Raw genomic sequence first — 15,939 nt, forward strand, 5'->3', positions numbered from 1 at the left:
GGTTCGGTGTGGACGACAAACCCGTTGCTTCAAAAGATCGGTCGTCGTTGGCTGTGGGCATTCCGCTTCGTTGCGGTCACTTGTTCTCACAGCGCCTTCGCAGTGTCTCGACCTCACCTGAAGCCTGTCCAAAGCCTTCCTGAAGGTTTCATGAATCGCCTTCCGTGCTGAGCTTCATGTGATCTTTAGCTTCGATCGGCCTAATCACGCCCATGAACATCCTGTTGATCGAAGACGACATCGAGCTGGGCAACGGCGTGCGCATCGCACTCGAAGACCAGGGCCTGCATGTGACCTGGGTGCGCCGGCTGCAAGAAGCCGTGCAGGCGCTGGACACCACGCCGTGCGATCTGGTGCTGCTCGACCTGGGTTTGCCTGACGGCAGCGGTCTCACGCTGCTGACGCGCCTGCGCCGTGACAAGCAGGTGACGCCGGTGCTCATCCTCACCGCGCGCGACTCGCTCGAAGACCGCATCGCCGGGCTCGACAGCGGCGCCGACGACTACCTCGTCAAGCCCTTCGCGCTGGCCGAACTGCTGTCGCGCGTGCGGGCGCTGGCGCGGCGGAGCTACGGCCTCGTCAACGAGACGCTCGAGGTGCGCGGCCTCGCGCTGCATGAAGCCACGATGCGCGTGACTGTCGACGGCAAGGCGGTCGACCTGTCGCGCAGCGAGTTCGACCTGCTGTGCATCCTCGTCAAGCGCATCGACCGCGTGCTGACGCGGCGCGTGCTCGAGGAGCAGGTGCTGCAAGGCGGCATCCACAACGAAAGCAACGTGCTCGACGTGCACATGTCCAACCTGCGCAAGAAGATCGGCGCCGGCTACATCCGCACGGTGCGCGGTGTGGGCTATGTGATCGACCGCGTCGAGACCGCACGAGGTGCCGGCTGATGCTGCGCGTCTGGTTTGCGAAGGTGTTCTCGTCGCTGGTGACGCGGCTCGTGCTTGCGCAGATGGCCACCGCGCTGCTGCTGTGGTCGGCCGCCATCGGCTACCTGGTGTGGGACACGGCCCGCTACGACATGATCTTCGAGCCGCAGCACATGGGTCCGCGCGCCGACATGATCCTCGCACTGGTCGACGGCCTGGCCGACCAGCCCGACAAGCTGCAAGACGCGCTGCTCAAGCTCGACGTCTTCCAGCGCCGGGAGAACCACGAAGAAGACGACCCTGCACTGCGCATGTCGATGAACGTGTGGCGCGGCGACCGCCTGCTGTACCAGTCGCCGGGCGATCCGGGTGCGTTGCGCACTCAGAAGCTGCGCGAGTTCGAACGCGTCGAGGTCGATGGAAAGCTGTGGCGCACCTACAGCCAGCAATCAGCCACCTCGGACGCACGCGTCACGCTGATCCGCTCCGGGCATGCGGTGTCGATCTTCTTTGCGCTCGGGTCGCACGGCATCGTGATCCTGCCACTGCTGATCAGTCTGCCTTTCCTGTTCGTGCCGGCATGGCTGTCGGTACGGGTGGCGCTGCGGCCGTGGCGGCGTTTCTCGCAGGAGATCGAGTCCCGCGGCCCGGCGGATCTGACGCCATTGCAGTTCGGCAGCCAATACCGCGAGCTGCGGCCTCTGCTTGCCGCCGTCAACACGCTGCTGCAGCGTGTTCGAGGCAGCCAGATGCGCGAGCACAGCTTCATCGCCGACGCGGCGCACGAGTTGCGCACGCCGCTTGCCGCCATGCGCATCAACGTCGAAGCACTCAAGGCGCACCGCCAGGACCCACGCGATACGGAACTGCTCGACGGCCTGGTGCGCAGCGGCGAGCGCGCCAGCCGGCTGGTCGCTCAGCTGCTCGGCCTGATGCGCAGCGACGCCGACCGCATGGCCCGCACCTTGGCGCCGATCGCGCTCGACGCGCTGGTGCAGGACCGGCTCGCCGCGCTGTCCGGCCTCGCGACGCAGCGCGAGGTCGAGCTCGAGCTGAGCGCCGACGATGCCTGCGTGGTCACGGGTGAAGCCGAGGGCCTCGTCTCGTTGGTGGACAACCTGGTCGAGAACGCGATCAAGTACTCGCCCGCTGGTGCGCGGGTTGACGTGCGCGTGACGAAAACACCGGCCGACATCTCGCTCAGCGTCGAAGACGCAGGCACCGGCATTCCGCTCGAGCTGCGCGCCCGCGTGTTCGACCGCTTCTTCCGCGTGCCCGACCAGGCGCAGCCCGGCAGCGGGCTCGGGCTGGCCATCGTCAAGGCCGTGGCCGAGCGTCACGGCGCCGACGTCGAGTTGACCGAGGGCCACCGCGGGCAAGGCCTGCGGGTGCTGGTGCGCTTTCCGGTGCCGCCGACCGCGTGACCTGCGCCGGTCAGGGACGGTGCTCGTCGGCGTAGGGCAGAAGCGCCTTGGCTGCTTCGATCCGCAAGGCCAGCACCACGGTCTCATCGTTCATGACTTGCAGCAAGAAGCGCTTTGCTTCCAGGGAACCCACCGAGGCCGCTGGCCGATCCGGCATGCGATCGGCATCAATGCTTGTCGTCTCGCGCGCGACGCCCGTTGGCTGAGGCGGTGCTGGCCTGAGTGACTCCAACGCAGCCTCGAAGGCGGCCGGCTTGATGCTTTCCAGCCGGCTCAGCAAGTCGGCCTGGCCATCGTTGCTGGGCGGGATGTCGAGCCAGGGTGTGTCGGCGAAGACCGGCGCGAGGTCCGGCGCCACGAACGCGGACCAGTTGCCGGTCTGCTCGTGCTCGGCGGGCACGAGGTGCGCGTGAAGCGCTTGGTGCGGGGCTGAGGCATCCACGGCGGGCATCAGGCGCAGACGCTTCGCTGCGATGTCCGCAAGAAAGCGCAGGCGCAAAGACTCCAGGAACGCATGGGCTTGCGCGATGGCGATCGGGTCCGAGAGCGAGAACCAGAGCTGAAGGCCGTCCGTCCCCGAGACGGCGATGGCCGGGGCCGGCAGTTCCAGATCGGCCTGAACCCCGCGCCACACCTTCGACAGCACGTCCCAACTCGCTGGCCGCGCGACCTCCAGCACCATGGCGCGCACGCTGCCCTCGGGATCGATCAGGCCAAGTGTCTCGGCGTCGGGGACCGCGTGGGGAAGATACAGGCGACTCAACTCGGATTGCAGACGATTCATGGCAGTGCAAAAGTGGCCGAATGGAGGCAGGCAACTCTACGTCACGGCAGGAAGCGGAGGTTCAGCTGCGGCACCTCCCCACTTCAGAGTCAGGCCGAAGCTGCGCCAGCTCACCGGCCCTTGATGTACCGCATGCGGTTCATTGCACGGCTCTTGATGCACCGCAATAAATGACGCGCCCCGCCGAGATGAAATTCCTGTCGAGGAACCCTCCTCTTCTCGACAGGAAAGCAGATCATGCAAACAACAAGATTCAAGTGCGCCGCTCTGGCACTGGCACTGGCACTGGCAATGGCAATGGCGGGCAGCGTGGCGTTGCCTGCGGTGGCAAAGGCCGCCGATGGCCCGTGGCTGGTGCGCCTGCGCGCGGTCAACCTCGACAGCGCTGACAAAGATTCGACCGGCCTGGACCTCACGATGAACAGCAAGGTCATCCCTGAGATCGACATCTCGTACTTCTTCACGCCCGAGATCGCCGCCGAGCTGGTGTTGACCTACCCGCAGAAGCAGACGCTGCACTCCGGCGTGACCGGCACCGACGTGGGCAGCTTCAAGCACCTGCCGCCCACGCTGACCGCTCAGTACCACTTCACCAGCCTGGGCGCCTTCAAGCCCTACCTGGGTGGCGGCGTGAACTACACGCACATCTCCAACGTCGACTTCAGCCCGGTCGCATCACTGAACGTAGGCCTCGACAAGAGCAGCTTCGGACTGGCCGTGCAGGCCGGCTTCGACTACGAGATCAGCAAGAACCTGTACCTCAACTTCGATGTGAAGAAGGTTCAGATTCGTACCGACGTGACCTCCAACAGCACCAAGGTCGGCGAGTTCAAGATCGACCCGCTGCTGGTGGGCGTGGGCATCGGCCGCCGCTTCTGAGCAACCGCCCCGCAGCGTGCGTTGAACACAGTGAGCGCATGTAGGAAATTTTCGTCGCCACCGACGTGAAGGCACGCGGCATGTGAACATCGCGCCGCAACCAAGAACGATGGAGACGACATGCAGACCCCAACCGCACCGCGCCTGGTGCATGTGTTGTGCTGGCTCGGTGCGCCGGCCGCCGTGCTGGCCCAGTCCACAGACTCACCTTCGCCCGCACCGGCGGCCACGCTGCCGCCGGTGGTGGTGACCGCCACGCGCACCGAGACACCGGCCTTCGACGTGCCTGCGGCGATCAGCCGCGTGGATGGCGAGGATGTGCGCAACGGCCGCGCGCAAGTCAACATCTCCGAAAGCCTGGGCTCGGTGCCTGGCCTGCTCGCGCGCGACCGGCAGAACTACGCGCAGGACGTGCAGATCTCCGTGCGCGGCTTCGGCGCGCGTTCGACCTTCGGCATCCGCGGCGTGCGGCTGTATGTGGACGGCATCCCGGCCACGCTGCCCGACGGGCAGGGTCAGATCTCCAACGTGGAGCTGGGCTCGGTCGGCCGCATCGAGGTGCTGCGCGGGCCGTTCTCGGCGCTGTACGGCAACTCGTCGGGCGGTGTGATCCAGGTCTTCACCGAAGACGGCCAGGGCGCGCCGCGTCTCGGCTTCGAGGTGGCCGGAGGCAGCGACGGTCTGCTGCGCATCGCCACGCAAGCCAGCGGTTCGGAAGGCAGCTTCGCCTATCGCGTGGGCGCGAGCCGCTTCGAGACCGACGGCTACCGAGACCACAGCGAGACCCGGCGCAACCTGGGCAACGCGAAGCTGAGCTTCAAGCCCGATGACGAGGGCAAGCTGACGCTGGTGGTGAACAGCATGTCGCTGCCTGAAGCACAAGACCCGCTGGGGCTCACGCGCGTGCAGTACGAAACCAACCCGCGCGGCGTGGATGCGTCGGCAACCACCTTCAATACACGCAAGACGGTCGACCAAACCCAAGGCGGCCTGACCTACGAACGCCGCATCGACGCCGGCAACTCGCTGCAGGTGATGACCTACAAGGGCCAACGCGGCACGGTGCAGTTCCAATCGATCCCGACCGCGACTCAGGGCAGCCCGCTGCACCCCGGCGGCGTGATCTCGCTCGCCCGCGAATACGAAGGTGCCGATCTGCGCTGGACCTGGAAGGCGCAAAACCTGGGCACGCCGCTCAGCGTGGTGGCCGGGCTGGCGGGCGACTGGCTGCATGAGCGCCGCCAGGGCTACCAGAACTTCATCGGCGCGACGCCTGGCGTGCAAGGGGCGTTGCGCCGCAACGAAGCCAACGACGTGACGAGCTTCGACCAGTACGTGCAGGCGAACTGGCAACCCACGCCGCAGTGGACGCTGAACGCCGGCCTGCGGCACAGCAAGGTGCGCTTCAAGTCGACCGATGACTACATCGTCGGCACCAACCCCGACGACAGCGGCGGTGCCGACTACCGCGCCACGCTGCCGGTGCTGGGTGTGCTGTATGCGGTGAACGAGAGCGTGCATGTGTACGCCACCGCCGGCCGCGGCTTCGAGACGCCCACGCTGAACGAACTGGCCTACCGACCCAACGGCGCTACCGGACTGAACTTCACGCTGCAGCCGGCGCGCAGCAAGAGCATCGAGGCCGGCGTGAAGACGCGGCTCGCCAACTACGGCGAGGCGTCGCTGGCGGTGTTCGAGACGCGCACCGAAAACGAGATCGTCACGCTCACGAACACCAGCGGGCGCTCGACCTTCCAGAACGCCGGCGCGACGCGGCGCACCGGTCTCGAGCTCGGCTGGTCGGCGCAGTGGCAGGACTGGCAGCCGCAGCTGGCCGCCACACTGCTGAATGCGCGCTACAAGGACGGGTTCATCACCTGCACCGCAGCACCCTGTGCAACGCCGAACCAGATCGTGGCCGCGGGCAACCGCATCCCCGGTGTCGCACGCACCACGCTCTTTGCAGGGCTCAACTACGCACCGGCACAAGGCCTGCGCGGTGGAGTTGAAGTGCGGCGCATCGGCGCGGTCTACGTCAACGACCTCAACAGCGATGCGGCCGAGGCCTACACGGTGGCGTCAGCCCAGGTGGGTTACCGCACGGTGCTCGGCCGCTGGGACCTGGGGGCGTTTGCTCGGGTCGACAACCTGTTCGACCGCGCCTATGCGGGCTCGGTGATCGTCAACGAGGGCAACGGCCGCTTCTTCGAGCCGGCACCGGGCCGCACCTGGCTCGCGGGTGTGTCGGCTGGGTACCGGTTCTGACGGGGCTGGCCTCTCAGCGGCCGGTCGCCTGCCACATCACACCGTCTTCGGTGAGCATCACGTCGAGCGGCACGTCGTCCGGCTGCGCGCGCAGCATCGGCATGAAGCCGTGCGAGTAGCCCACACCGATGGTGATGGGACGTGGGTTCAGCTCGGACAGCGTGCGGTCGTAGAAGCCGCCGCCATATCCCAGGCGCACACCGCCCGGGCCATAGCCGACGCAGGGCACGATGAGCAGGGCGGGCTTGAATTCGTCGGTGTCCTTGGGCTTGGGGATGTCATGCGCATCGAGCTCCATCGGGCAGCCGGGGAACCACACGTGGAAGCGCAGCTCGCCGGTTTCCTTGTCGGTCTTGGGCAGGCCGATGCGGCGCGGCGAGCCTTCGGGGCCGCCTTCGCTCCAGCGGTAGAGCGCGGGCAGCGGGTCGAACTCGCCCTTGATCGGCCAGTAGGCGCCGACGCTCGATTCGCGCCGGCTCACCAGCCACGCACGCATCACGCTTTGCAGCTGCACCGCACGCTCCAGGCGGTCGGGCAGGGCCTGGCGTGCAGCGATGAGTTTCTCGCGCAGGGCGCGGCGTTCTTCCGGGGTCATGCAGGTCTCCAGGTGAGCTCACGGGATTGTGCAGGAGGCGGCTCCCTCACTCGCCCAACAAATGAAACACGCAGCGCGACACGCGCAATCGGGCCGATACCTGGCACGCCGACCATCGCCGGCTGTTTCTCCACCCGGCCTGCGAAAGAACACTGCCATGAAGATCACCCGCCCCCGCTTCATCCCAACCCGCGCCGCTCTGGGTGCCGCCGTGCTCACGTTGGCCAGCGGCGTGGCCTTCGCTGCCGATGCGGCGCATGGCATCGAGCAGGCGCTGCAGACTGCGCTGCAAGACAAGCGCGGCATCACGCTCTACGTGGGCGGCCAGCCGGTGGGTGGCGCGGTCACGCGCATCGAGCCGGGCCAGTGGGTCGAGCTGCGCAACCAGCAGTACGGCCACATCATCGTGCGCCTGGATCGCATCGACGGCGTGGCGATGCCTTGATGCCGGCTCCGTCGCCACCCATCGGCCGCCGCATGAACATCGTCTTCTGGTCCGTCGCGGCGCTCGATGCGCTGCTGTTTCTCGTCATGCTGGTGAAGACGCTGCAGTCGAGCAGCGGCAATAACGACGGCGGCAAGGAGATGGCGCTGTTCTTCTTCATCATGGTGCCCAGCGCGGTGCTGCTATTGGCCGTGCTGCTCTACGCGTTCACCGACGGCATCGTGTGGCGCTCACTCGCGTTGCTGGTCGTGGCCGGCCCGGGGCTGTTCATCGGCTGGGGCCAGGCGCGCAACGTCTACATCGACCACCGCATCGCGCAGCACGCCAGCGGCGCCGGCTACTTCAGCGGCCGCGAGATGAAGGCCATGGGCGCGGCGGTGGTGAAGCGCGATGTGCAGACGCTGCGCGAACTCGGCCCGAGCGTGCACGTCAACATCGAAGGCGAAGGCGGCATGACGCTACTCGCCCTGGCAGCGCAGCAGGCCGATGCCGACGATCCCGGAGCAGCCAGCGTGCTTCCAGTGGTGGAGGTGCTGCTCTCGCTCGGCGCCAAGCCGGCGCAGGCGATGGAAACCGCCACCAAGCTCAAGGACCTTGCCCTGCTGCGCCTACTGCTCGATGCCGGCGGCGACCCGAACATGAAGGCACGCGACGGCCAGCCGCTGGTGTTCAGCTGGCTCGCGGTGATGCCCCTGCCCACGCTGCGCCTGCTGACCGAGCGCGGGCTCGACCTCAATGCCACCTCCTATCAAGACCCGCTGGCGGTGGTGCTGGCCATCAAGCAGCGCCGCGACTTGCTGGCTTTTCTGATCGAACAGGGTGCCGACGTGGCGCGCCCTCGCCCCGACGGGCGCAATGCCCCGGGCGAAGTGGATACGCAGATCGATGAGGCGCTGAAGGCCGGTCAGCCTGTTCCGCCGGAGCTGCTGCAGATCAAGGCGATGATGGATGCACGCAAGGAGCCCCGCCATGAACACCGCGCCTGACACCGGCCCCATCGTCGAGATCACCGCCGACGGCCGCGGCGGAATGATCGTCTACCTCGAGCAAGGCCACCGCATCGCCTTCAGTTGGGAGTTTGCAACGCCGCCCTCGATCGCGCTGGTCTTTGGCCCGAGCGCCGGCGCCTTCGACCGCACGGCGCCCTGGGCGGCTGGGCGCCGCGCCGAGGTGTACGACACCGTGGGCCGCGAGGTCGTGCGGCAGAAGGCGCCCGGCGGCGACTTCATCGTCGACCTGGACAGGAACATGATCGACGTGCTGAAACGGCGCGGCTGATGTCTCGCCTGATCGTGATGCTTCTCGGCCTGCTGGCCACACTCGTCGGCTGCGATGGCGGTGGCTACCAGCGCAAGAGCAGCCAGTGGCTGCACAACGACGTGGCCTTCACCCCGGCCGACCCGGCCAGCTTCAAGCCGATCGACAAGCTCTTCGCGCGTGACAGCCAAAGCGGCTACTACCGCGGCAGCGCCGTGGACGGCAGCGATGGCGCGAGCTTCGAGGTTCTATCGGAGCATGAGGCGCGAGACCGCCTGGCCGTGTACTACTGCGACACCTACCGCAAGGGGCAGGAGTACTGGACGGTCCGGCACCTGAAGGTCGACCGCATCCGGGACGCCGACCCTGCCACCTACACCGTGCTCGGCCGAGGCTATGCGCGCGACCGGCTGCATGTCTACGAAGAAGGCGTGGCATTCGAGGTGCGCGACGTGGCGAGCTTCGAGCCACTGGCCGGCGGCTTTGCGCGCGATGCGCAACGCGGCTATTACGAACGCATGGAGATTCCCGGCAGCCACGGCGCCACGTTCACGGTGATCGACGACCGGGACGCGAGCTACGCACGCGACCAGGCCAACGCGTTCCACGCCCACATCGAGCGCAACGAACCGAACAAGCCACCACACCCCGTGGTACGCAAGCTGCGCGATGCCGAGCTTGCGACGCTGCGCGTGCTGGGGCGCGGCTACGCTGCCGATGCGAAGCGCGTCTGGTACGAGGGCGAGCGGGTGGCGGGTGCCGATGCCCAGAGCTTCACGGTGACCGAAGATTTCACCGCGCAGGCCGATGCCAAAGATAAAACAACGGCTTGGCAGCGCGGTCAACGCGTCGCCGAGGCGGCCGCGTCGGCGGCCTCGCACTGAGCGACGCGGGTCAGGCCACCACCGGCTGCACCGGCACGAACGGCTGCACGCCATCGCGCCCGGCGGCCTTGGCCTGGTACAGCGCCTGATCGGCCTGCGAGGCGGCAATCTCCCAGTCGCCATAGCTGTCGAAGCCAGCCGACACGCCCACGCTCACGGTGCAAAAGACACAGCGCTTGCCATCGGCAGATGGCACCTGCAGGCGGCCAACGCTGCCGCGTAGGCGCTGCGCCAGCGGCAACGCCACCTCGTGCTGCGCACCCACACAGCCGATCAGGAACTCTTCGCCGCCGATGCGGGCCACGAAGTCGCCGCCGCGCAGTTGCGAGAGCAGCGCGGTGGCCACGGCCTGGAGCGTGGCATCGCCGGTGGCGTGGCCCAGCGTGTCGTTGATGCGCTTGAAGTGGTCGATGTCGACCAGCAGCAGCGTCAACGGGGGTGCGTCACGCCGCGCGAAGTGCTGCTTGAGTGCCTGGTCAAGGCCGTTGCGGTTGTAGACGCCGGTCAAGGCGTCGCGCGTGGCGAGCTCGGCCAGCTGGCCGTTCAAGCGCAGGAAGAGCAGCCACAGCAGCGTCATCGCGACCAGCAGTGCGGCGAGCGAGGCATAGATGTAGAAGGCCTTTGCGAACATGCCGTGGAAGGCGACGTCCATGCCGTGGGTGGCGATGTGATACGACCGCAGCAGCGTCAGCACGCTCAGACCACCGATCAATGCGGCCAGCAGGCGCAGCGGCGCGTGCAATGGCTTTGACTGGTGGCGAAGCTGCGACGCCAGCGACCAGGTCATCACCAGATACATCGAGCCGGTGGCGAGGTTGATGCCGACGTGGCGCCACACCGGGCCGCCGATCACCGATGCCACCGCCTGGCCCGAGAAGATCACCGCCCACAGCAGCAGTCGGTGGTGCATGGCGCCTGGCGAGCGACCGGTGAACTCGCGCACGCCGTCGCTGAACAGCAACACGGCGAGCAGCATCACGCCATCGGAGGCCACGCCCAACGCGCTGACCGTTTCCAGCCCGGCCGCCAGGCGACCCAGGTAGCCGAGCCCGAACAAGATGGTCGCCAGCGCCCAGCGGCCCAGGCCCGGTGCGTCCGGCATCATGCGGCGGACGAGGAACATCAGCCCACCGCTCACGACGAGGTGGATGGCGAGCATGACGATGACGGAAAACGGGTCCATGGCGGCGCGGCTGTGTGGCCGTTGCCATTGTCTCGCTCAGCAGCAGCGCCCGATGACGCCGGGCGACGGCACCGCCGGCGGACGTGAAGAACGGCCGATTTGCTGCCGATAATTTACGCCCGCTTTACACGCGGCCGGCCCATCGCCCGACCGGCGAGAGCTGACTCAGCCGACGCGCGCCTCGGTGGCGGTGTCGAACACGTGCAGGTCACGCGCGTCCCAGCCGACGAACACGTTGTCGCCGATGCGCTGCGTGACGTGCCCGCCGGTGCGCAGCACGAGCTTGCCCATCGGCGTCTCGACGAAGGCATAGGTATCGGGACCGGTCGGTTCGAGCAGGACCAGGCGCCCCGGCACACCGCTGTCGGCAAGGTGCACGGCCTCGGGCCGCAGCCCGACGACGCATCCAGCGACGGGCCGCTGCTGCAAGGACTGCTGCTGGGCCGCGGTGAGCGCAATGGCCTGGCCCTTCACGCTGAGCGCGATCTCGCCGGGCTTGAGGGCATCGGCTTCCATCATGTTCATCGCCGGCGAGCCGATGAACTCGGCCACGAAGCGGGTGGCCGGGCGGCTGTAGATGTCGTCGGGCGTGCCGAACTGCTGCACCACGCCGTCGCGCATCACCGCAATGCGGTCGCCGAGCGTCATGGCCTCGACCTGGTCGTGCGTGACGTAAACCGTGGTGGTGTGGGTGCGCTGGTGCAGCAGCTTGATCTCGGCGCGCATCTCGACGCGCAGCTTGGCGTCGAGGTTGGACAAGGGCTCGTCGAACAGGAAGAGCTTGGGGTTGCGCGCGAGCGCACGGCCCATGGCCACGCGCTGGCGCTGGCCGCCGGAGAGGTTGGCGGGCTTGCGGTCGAGCAGGTGCTCGATCTGCAGCATCTTGGCCACGCGCTGCACCGACGCGTCGCGCTCGGCCTTGGGCACCTTGCGCATCTCGAGCGCGAAGCTGATGTTCTGCGCCACGTTCATGTTCGGGTAGAGCGCGTAGCTCTGGAACACCATCGCGATGTCGCGGTCCTTCGGCAGCTCGTGGGTGACGTCGCGCTCGCCGATGTGGATGCTGCCGGCCGTGGGAACGTCGAGGCCGGCAATCATCGACAGCAGCGTCGACTTGCCACAGCCCGAAGGCCCGACCAGGATCAGGAACTCGCCTTCATCGATCTCGATGTCGATGCCCTTGAGGATGTCGACCGCGCCGAAGCTCTTGCGGACATTGCGAATGGAAAGTGCGCCCATGGTGTCAGTGTTTCAGTCAGATTCGATGTGTCCGAAGATCCGTTCGGGCTGAGGTATCGAAGCCCAGCGCTGGCCTTCGATACCTCAGGCCGAACGGAGAGGGGCAGTTACCTTGATTTTTCTTAACCCTTGACCGCACCGGCCGTCAGGCCACGCACGAAATGTTTGCCCGCGAGCACATAGATCGCCAATGTCGGCAGCGCGGCGATCATGGCTGCGGCCATGTCCACGTTGTATTCCTTCACCGAGCTGGACGTGTTGGCCATGTTGTTCAGGCCGACCGTGATCGGCTTGGCGTCGCCCGCCGAGAACACCACACCGAACAGGAAGTCGTTCCAGATCTGCGTGAACTGCCAGATCAGCGTGACCACCATGATCGGTGCCGACAGCGGCAGCACGATGCGCCAGAAGATGCGCCAGAAGCCGGCGCCGTCGAGCATGGCCGCGCGCACCAGTTCGTCGGGCAGGCTCACGTAGTAGTTGCGGAAGAAGAGCGTGGTGGTGGCGAGACCCACCAGCACGTGCACGATCACCAAGCCCCAGATCGAGTCGGCGAGCTGGAACCAGCCCAGCACCTGCGACATCGGCAGCAGCACGACCTGCAGCGGCATGAAGGCGCCGAACAGCATCATCCCGAACATCAGCTCGCTGCCCTTGAAGCGCCACTTGGCGAACACGTAGCCGTTGATGGCGCCGAGCGCGGTGGAGATGAGCACGGCCGGCACGACCATCAGCGTCGAGTTCCAGAAGAACGGGCGCAGGCCGCCGCAGTCGGTGCCGGTACAAGCCTGCGACCAGGCCTTGTGCCAGGCATCGAAGTTGAGGCTGCCCGGCAGGGACAGCAGGCTGCCTTGGCGCACTTCGTCCATGTCTTTCAGCGAGGTCGCGACCATCACGTACAGCGGCACGAGGAACACCGCTGCGAACAGCAGCAGCACGGACCAGATGGCGAAGCGCTGGAACGCCACGTTCGAAGAGCGCGCGCTCATTTCTTGGTTCGCAGTTCAGAGTAGAGGTAAGGCACGATGATGGCGGCCACGGTGCACAGCATCACGGTGGCCGAGGCGGCGCCCAGGCCGATCTGGCCGCGCGAGAACGACATCGCGTACATGAAGGTCGCCGGCACGTCGGTCGCGAAACCGGGGCCGCCGGCGGTGAGCGCCATCACGAGGTCGAAGCTCTTGATCGAGATGTGTGCCAGCACGAGCAGCGTGCTGAAGAACACCGGCCGCAGGCTCGGAATGATCACGCGCCAGTAGATGCGCGGCAGCGAGGCGCCGTCGATCTGCGCGGCCTTGATGATGGAGTCGTCGATGCCGCGCAGGCCGGCAAGAAAGAGCGCCATCACGAAGCCGGCACTTTGCCAGACGCCTGCGATGACGACCGTGTAGATGGCCTTGTCGGGGTTGACCAGCCAGTCGAAGGTGAAGGTGGTCCAGCCCCACTGCTGCACCAGGTGCTCGAGGCCGAGGCCGGGGTTCAAGATCCACTTCCACGCGGTGCCAGTGACGATGAAGCTCAGCGCCATCGGGTAGAGGTAAATGGTCCGCAAGGCGCCTTCGGCACGAATCTTCTGGTCGAGCAGGATGGCCAGGCCGAGGCCAAGCGCCAGGCCCACGCCGATGAACAGCGCGCTGAAGATGCCGAGGTTGGTGAGCGCCACAACCCAACGCTCGCTGTCGAACAGCGTGGCGTACTGGGCCCAACCGACGAACTCGTAGTTGGGCAGGAGGCGCGAAGCCGAGAACGAGAGCACGCCGTTCCAGACGATCAGCCCGTAGATGAAAACGAAGGCAAGCGTGAAGCTGGGCGCGAGCGCGATACGCGGCATCCAGCGTGAGAGGCGTGCCGCGAAGCTGGGCGCGGGCGGCGAGATCGGGGTCATGGGGCGGCGTTCGAAGACAACTTGCCGTTCGAGTTGAGCCTGCCGAAACGCCCGACGCCTGGGGCCTGCAGAGCAGGCACAGGCACCGGGCCGTCGACGGGCTCAGTCCGAACGGGACTCTTTACTTCGTCTTGGCAGCGGAGACCAGACGGTCCATGGCTTGGTCGGCGGTCATGGTGTCGGTGTTCCAGAACTGCGAGACCACGTCCTTGATCGCGCCTTCAGCAGCCGACGACACGGCCATGCCGTGAGCGATCGACGGCACCAGCGTGTTGCTCTTAGCGGTGGCCACGAAGTCCTTGGACGATTGCTTGGCGCAGTCGTCGAACTTGCTCATGTCCATGTTCAGGCGAGCTGGGATCGAGCCCTTGTTCAGGTTGAAGGTCTCCTGGAACTCGGGCGCCATGATGGCGGTGGCCATGTCCTTCTGCGCCTGCAGGTTGGCGGTGTTCTTCAGCTTGAACATCGCGAAGCTGTCGATGTTGAAGGTGAACGAATTGGCCGAGCCCGGGGCGGCGGCGCACAGGAAGTCCTTACCCGGCACCTTGCCTGCGGCCAGGAACTCGCCCTTGGCCCAGTCGCCCATCAGCTGCATGCCGGCTTCGCCGCGGATGACCATCGCGGTGGCCAGATTCCAGTCGCGGCCCGAGGCGTTCTTGTCGGTGTAGTCCTTGACCTTCTTGAAGGTGGTGAGCACCTTCGACATGGTGGGGCTCTTCAGGCTGCCAGCGTCGAGCTGCACCAGGGCCTTGCGATAGAAGTCGGCACCGCCGACGCCCAACGCCACCGACTCGAAGGTGGTGAAGTCTTGCCAGTTCTGGCCACCGTGGGCCACGGGGATGATGCCGGCCTTCTTCAGTGCCTCGGCAGTGACGAAGAACTCGTCCCAGTTCGTCGGCATCTTGGCGTTGGCCTTCTTCAGCGCCTCGGGGTTGGCCCACAGCCAGTTCACACGGTGCACGTTGACCGGCACGGCCACGTAGTTGCCCTTGTACTTCATGACGTCGGAGACGACCTTGGGCAGCAGCGCGTCCCAGTTGTTGGCCTTGGCGACGTCGTCCAGGTTGGCGAGCACGCCTTCAGCGCCCCACTCCTGGATGGATGGGCCCTTGATCTGCGCGGCAGCCGGGGCGTTGCCCGAGACCACGCGCGACTTCAGCACCGTCATCGCCGAATCGCCGCCGCCGCCGGCGACTGCGAAGTCCTTCCAGCTGTGACCCTTGGCCTGCAGCGTGGCCTTGAGGGCGGATGCTGCCTTGGCTTCGCCGCCGGATGTCCAGTAGTGCAGCACTTCGACCTCACCAGCGCGCGCTGCGAGGGAGGCACACAGCAAGGTGGCCGCTGCGGCGATGTGAAGCGCGCGGATGGGAGTGGGGGTGTTTTTCATCGAGTCTCCGGGATTTGTTTGTCGGGTGGTCGCGTCGGGCTGCTGCAGCGCCTCATCGCTGACCGGGCGGAACATTAACGAATAATTAACTCCAAAAAGGCAGTAGTTACCCGTACTTGTTTAGCGACCGAACTGCTTCATCCGCAGGAATCTCCCTGTATGTCCGGCGCGCCCTCGGGCCCGTTAGCAGCTCTCGCCGATGACCGGTTGGACCCCCGGAAAAGCGTGCGTTTCTGGCAACTCATGGTTAACGCTACGTTAATTAATTTAAGGGTTTACGAACAATGCATTCCCTGTGGCAGTACCCCCCAGTGCTCGCCCGTTCTGACCAACAACTCTGGAGACTAACCATGAAAACCATCCGCCAACTCGCGCCGCACGCACTGGCGCTCGCCGCCTCCATGGTCGCGTCGCAGGCCTATGCCGTCGACTTCGACGGCTACTTCCGCACTGGCCCTGGGCTGACGTCCAAGAACTCCGCGCGTGCCTGCTACGACCTCGGGATCTCCGGTGGTCACTACCGCCTGGGCAACGAGTGCGACCTCTACGGTGAGTTCGGGCTGGCCCAGACCGGCACCTCCGAAGGCGTGTCCTGGAAAGCCAAGGTCATGTTCAACGAGTACAACAACGGCACCGACATCGGTGGCTCGTCCTCCTCGTTCGAGCAGATGTACGTCGAAGGCAAGGGCTTCGACATCGCCCCCGGCACCAACTTCTGGATCGGCAAGCGCTTCTACGGTCGTAAAGACGTGCACATCCTCGACACCTTCTTCGTGCGCATGGACGGCGTGGGCGCTGGTGCAGACCAGATCGAGCTGGGCGGTGGCGCCAAGCTCGGCG

At 66.3% G+C, this 15,939-nt stretch carries 16 protein-coding genes; 9 read left to right on the forward strand and 7 right to left on the reverse strand.

Features of this window, described 5'->3' with window-relative positions; genetic code table 11:
* Window positions 1–212 precede the first annotated feature (212 nt).
* Both AC1DYS_RS26545 and AC1DYS_RS26550 read left to right on the forward strand, forming a co-directional pair.
* A complete protein-coding gene (locus AC1DYS_RS26545; protein WP_477904562.1) occupies window positions 213–893 on the forward strand; it encodes a response regulator in 681 nt (226 codons plus the stop codon).
* On the forward strand, window positions 893–2,296 hold the full coding sequence (locus tag AC1DYS_RS26550) for a sensor histidine kinase (protein ID WP_477904563.1): 1,404 nt from the start codon (window positions 893–895) through the stop codon (window positions 2,294–2,296). Before AC1DYS_RS26545 ends, AC1DYS_RS26550 begins: the two co-directional genes overlap by 1 nt.
* Before the next feature lie 10 nt (window positions 2,297–2,306).
* Here the strand turns inward: AC1DYS_RS26550 and AC1DYS_RS26555 are convergent, their stop codons facing one another.
* Window positions 2,307–3,080: a hypothetical protein gene (locus AC1DYS_RS26555; RefSeq protein WP_477904564.1), complete on the reverse strand. Its 774-nt coding sequence runs from the start codon at window positions 3,078–3,080 to the stop codon at window positions 2,307–2,309.
* Between the two features lie 237 nt (window positions 3,081–3,317).
* Between AC1DYS_RS26555 and AC1DYS_RS26560 the strand changes: the two genes are divergently transcribed.
* Window positions 3,318–3,959 carry an OmpW/AlkL family protein gene (locus AC1DYS_RS26560; protein WP_477904565.1) on the forward strand — a complete coding sequence of 214 codons (642 nt, stop codon included), beginning with the start codon at window positions 3,318–3,320 and terminating at the stop codon, window positions 3,957–3,959.
* A gap of 120 nt (window positions 3,960–4,079) precedes the next feature.
* On the forward strand, window positions 4,080–6,224 hold the full coding sequence (locus AC1DYS_RS26565; protein ID WP_477904566.1) for a TonB-dependent receptor family protein: 2,145 nt from the start codon (window positions 4,080–4,082) through the stop codon (window positions 6,222–6,224).
* Between the two features lie 13 nt (window positions 6,225–6,237).
* Here AC1DYS_RS26565 and AC1DYS_RS26570 read toward each other — a convergent pair whose 3' ends face one another.
* On the reverse strand, window positions 6,238–6,819 hold the full coding sequence (locus AC1DYS_RS26570; protein ID WP_047490120.1) for a 5-formyltetrahydrofolate cyclo-ligase: 582 nt from the start codon (window positions 6,817–6,819) through the stop codon (window positions 6,238–6,240).
* 157 nt (window positions 6,820–6,976) lie between these two features.
* On the opposite strand from AC1DYS_RS26570, the gene AC1DYS_RS26575 reads away from it, so the two are divergent.
* Genes AC1DYS_RS26575 through AC1DYS_RS26590 form a run of 4 tightly spaced genes read left to right on the forward strand, consistent with a single transcriptional unit; the run spans window position 6,977 to window position 9,405 of the window.
* Entirely contained in the window at window positions 6,977–7,264 is a 288-nt protein-coding gene (locus tag AC1DYS_RS26575) for a hypothetical protein (RefSeq protein ID WP_047490123.1), read from the forward strand.
* A gap of 32 nt (window positions 7,265–7,296) precedes the next feature.
* The gene (locus AC1DYS_RS26580; protein WP_477904567.1) at window positions 7,297–8,250 is read left to right on the forward strand and encodes an ankyrin repeat domain-containing protein; all 954 of its coding nucleotides are present in this window, start codon (window positions 7,297–7,299) and stop codon (window positions 8,248–8,250) included.
* Complete coding sequence (locus AC1DYS_RS26585) at window positions 8,234–8,542, forward strand: hypothetical protein (RefSeq protein WP_477904568.1); 309 nt, start codon at window positions 8,234–8,236, stop codon at window positions 8,540–8,542. Before AC1DYS_RS26580 ends, AC1DYS_RS26585 begins: the two co-directional genes overlap by 17 nt.
* Window positions 8,542–9,405, forward strand: a complete 864-nt coding sequence (locus AC1DYS_RS26590; protein ID WP_477904569.1) for a DKNYY domain-containing protein — start codon at window positions 8,542–8,544, stop codon at window positions 9,403–9,405. The genes AC1DYS_RS26585 and AC1DYS_RS26590 overlap by 1 nt, the downstream gene beginning before the upstream one ends.
* Window positions 9,406–9,415: 10 nt before the next feature.
* Here AC1DYS_RS26590 and AC1DYS_RS26595 read toward each other — a convergent pair whose 3' ends face one another.
* From AC1DYS_RS26595 to AC1DYS_RS26615, 5 genes are all read right to left on the reverse strand, one after another.
* Window positions 9,416–10,588 carry a GGDEF domain-containing protein gene (locus tag AC1DYS_RS26595; RefSeq protein ID WP_477904570.1) on the reverse strand — a complete coding sequence of 391 codons (1,173 nt, stop codon included), beginning with the start codon at window positions 10,586–10,588 and terminating at the stop codon, window positions 9,416–9,418.
* A gap of 165 nt (window positions 10,589–10,753) precedes the next feature.
* Window positions 10,754–11,827 (reverse strand): ABC transporter ATP-binding protein, encoded by a 1,074-nt coding sequence (locus AC1DYS_RS26600; RefSeq protein WP_477904571.1) that lies wholly within the window; start codon window positions 11,825–11,827, stop codon window positions 10,754–10,756.
* Between the two features lie 122 nt (window positions 11,828–11,949).
* Entirely contained in the window at window positions 11,950–12,816 is an 867-nt protein-coding gene (locus AC1DYS_RS26605; RefSeq protein WP_477904572.1) for a carbohydrate ABC transporter permease, read from the reverse strand.
* Window positions 12,813–13,658, reverse strand: coding sequence for a carbohydrate ABC transporter permease (locus tag AC1DYS_RS26610; protein ID WP_477904578.1), 846 nt, complete (start codon window positions 13,656–13,658; stop codon window positions 12,813–12,815). The genes AC1DYS_RS26605 and AC1DYS_RS26610 overlap by 4 nt, the downstream gene beginning before the upstream one ends.
* 175 nt (window positions 13,659–13,833) lie before the next feature.
* Window positions 13,834–15,099, reverse strand: a complete 1,266-nt coding sequence (locus AC1DYS_RS26615) for an ABC transporter substrate-binding protein (RefSeq protein ID WP_477904573.1) — start codon at window positions 15,097–15,099, stop codon at window positions 13,834–13,836.
* 350 nt (window positions 15,100–15,449) lie between these two features.
* Here AC1DYS_RS26615 and AC1DYS_RS26620 point away from each other — a divergent pair.
* On the forward strand, window positions 15,450–15,939 hold a 490-nt coding region (locus tag AC1DYS_RS26620; protein WP_477904574.1), incomplete at its 3' end, for a carbohydrate porin.

The organism is Rhizobacter sp. P2_G4 (assembly GCF_056403575.1).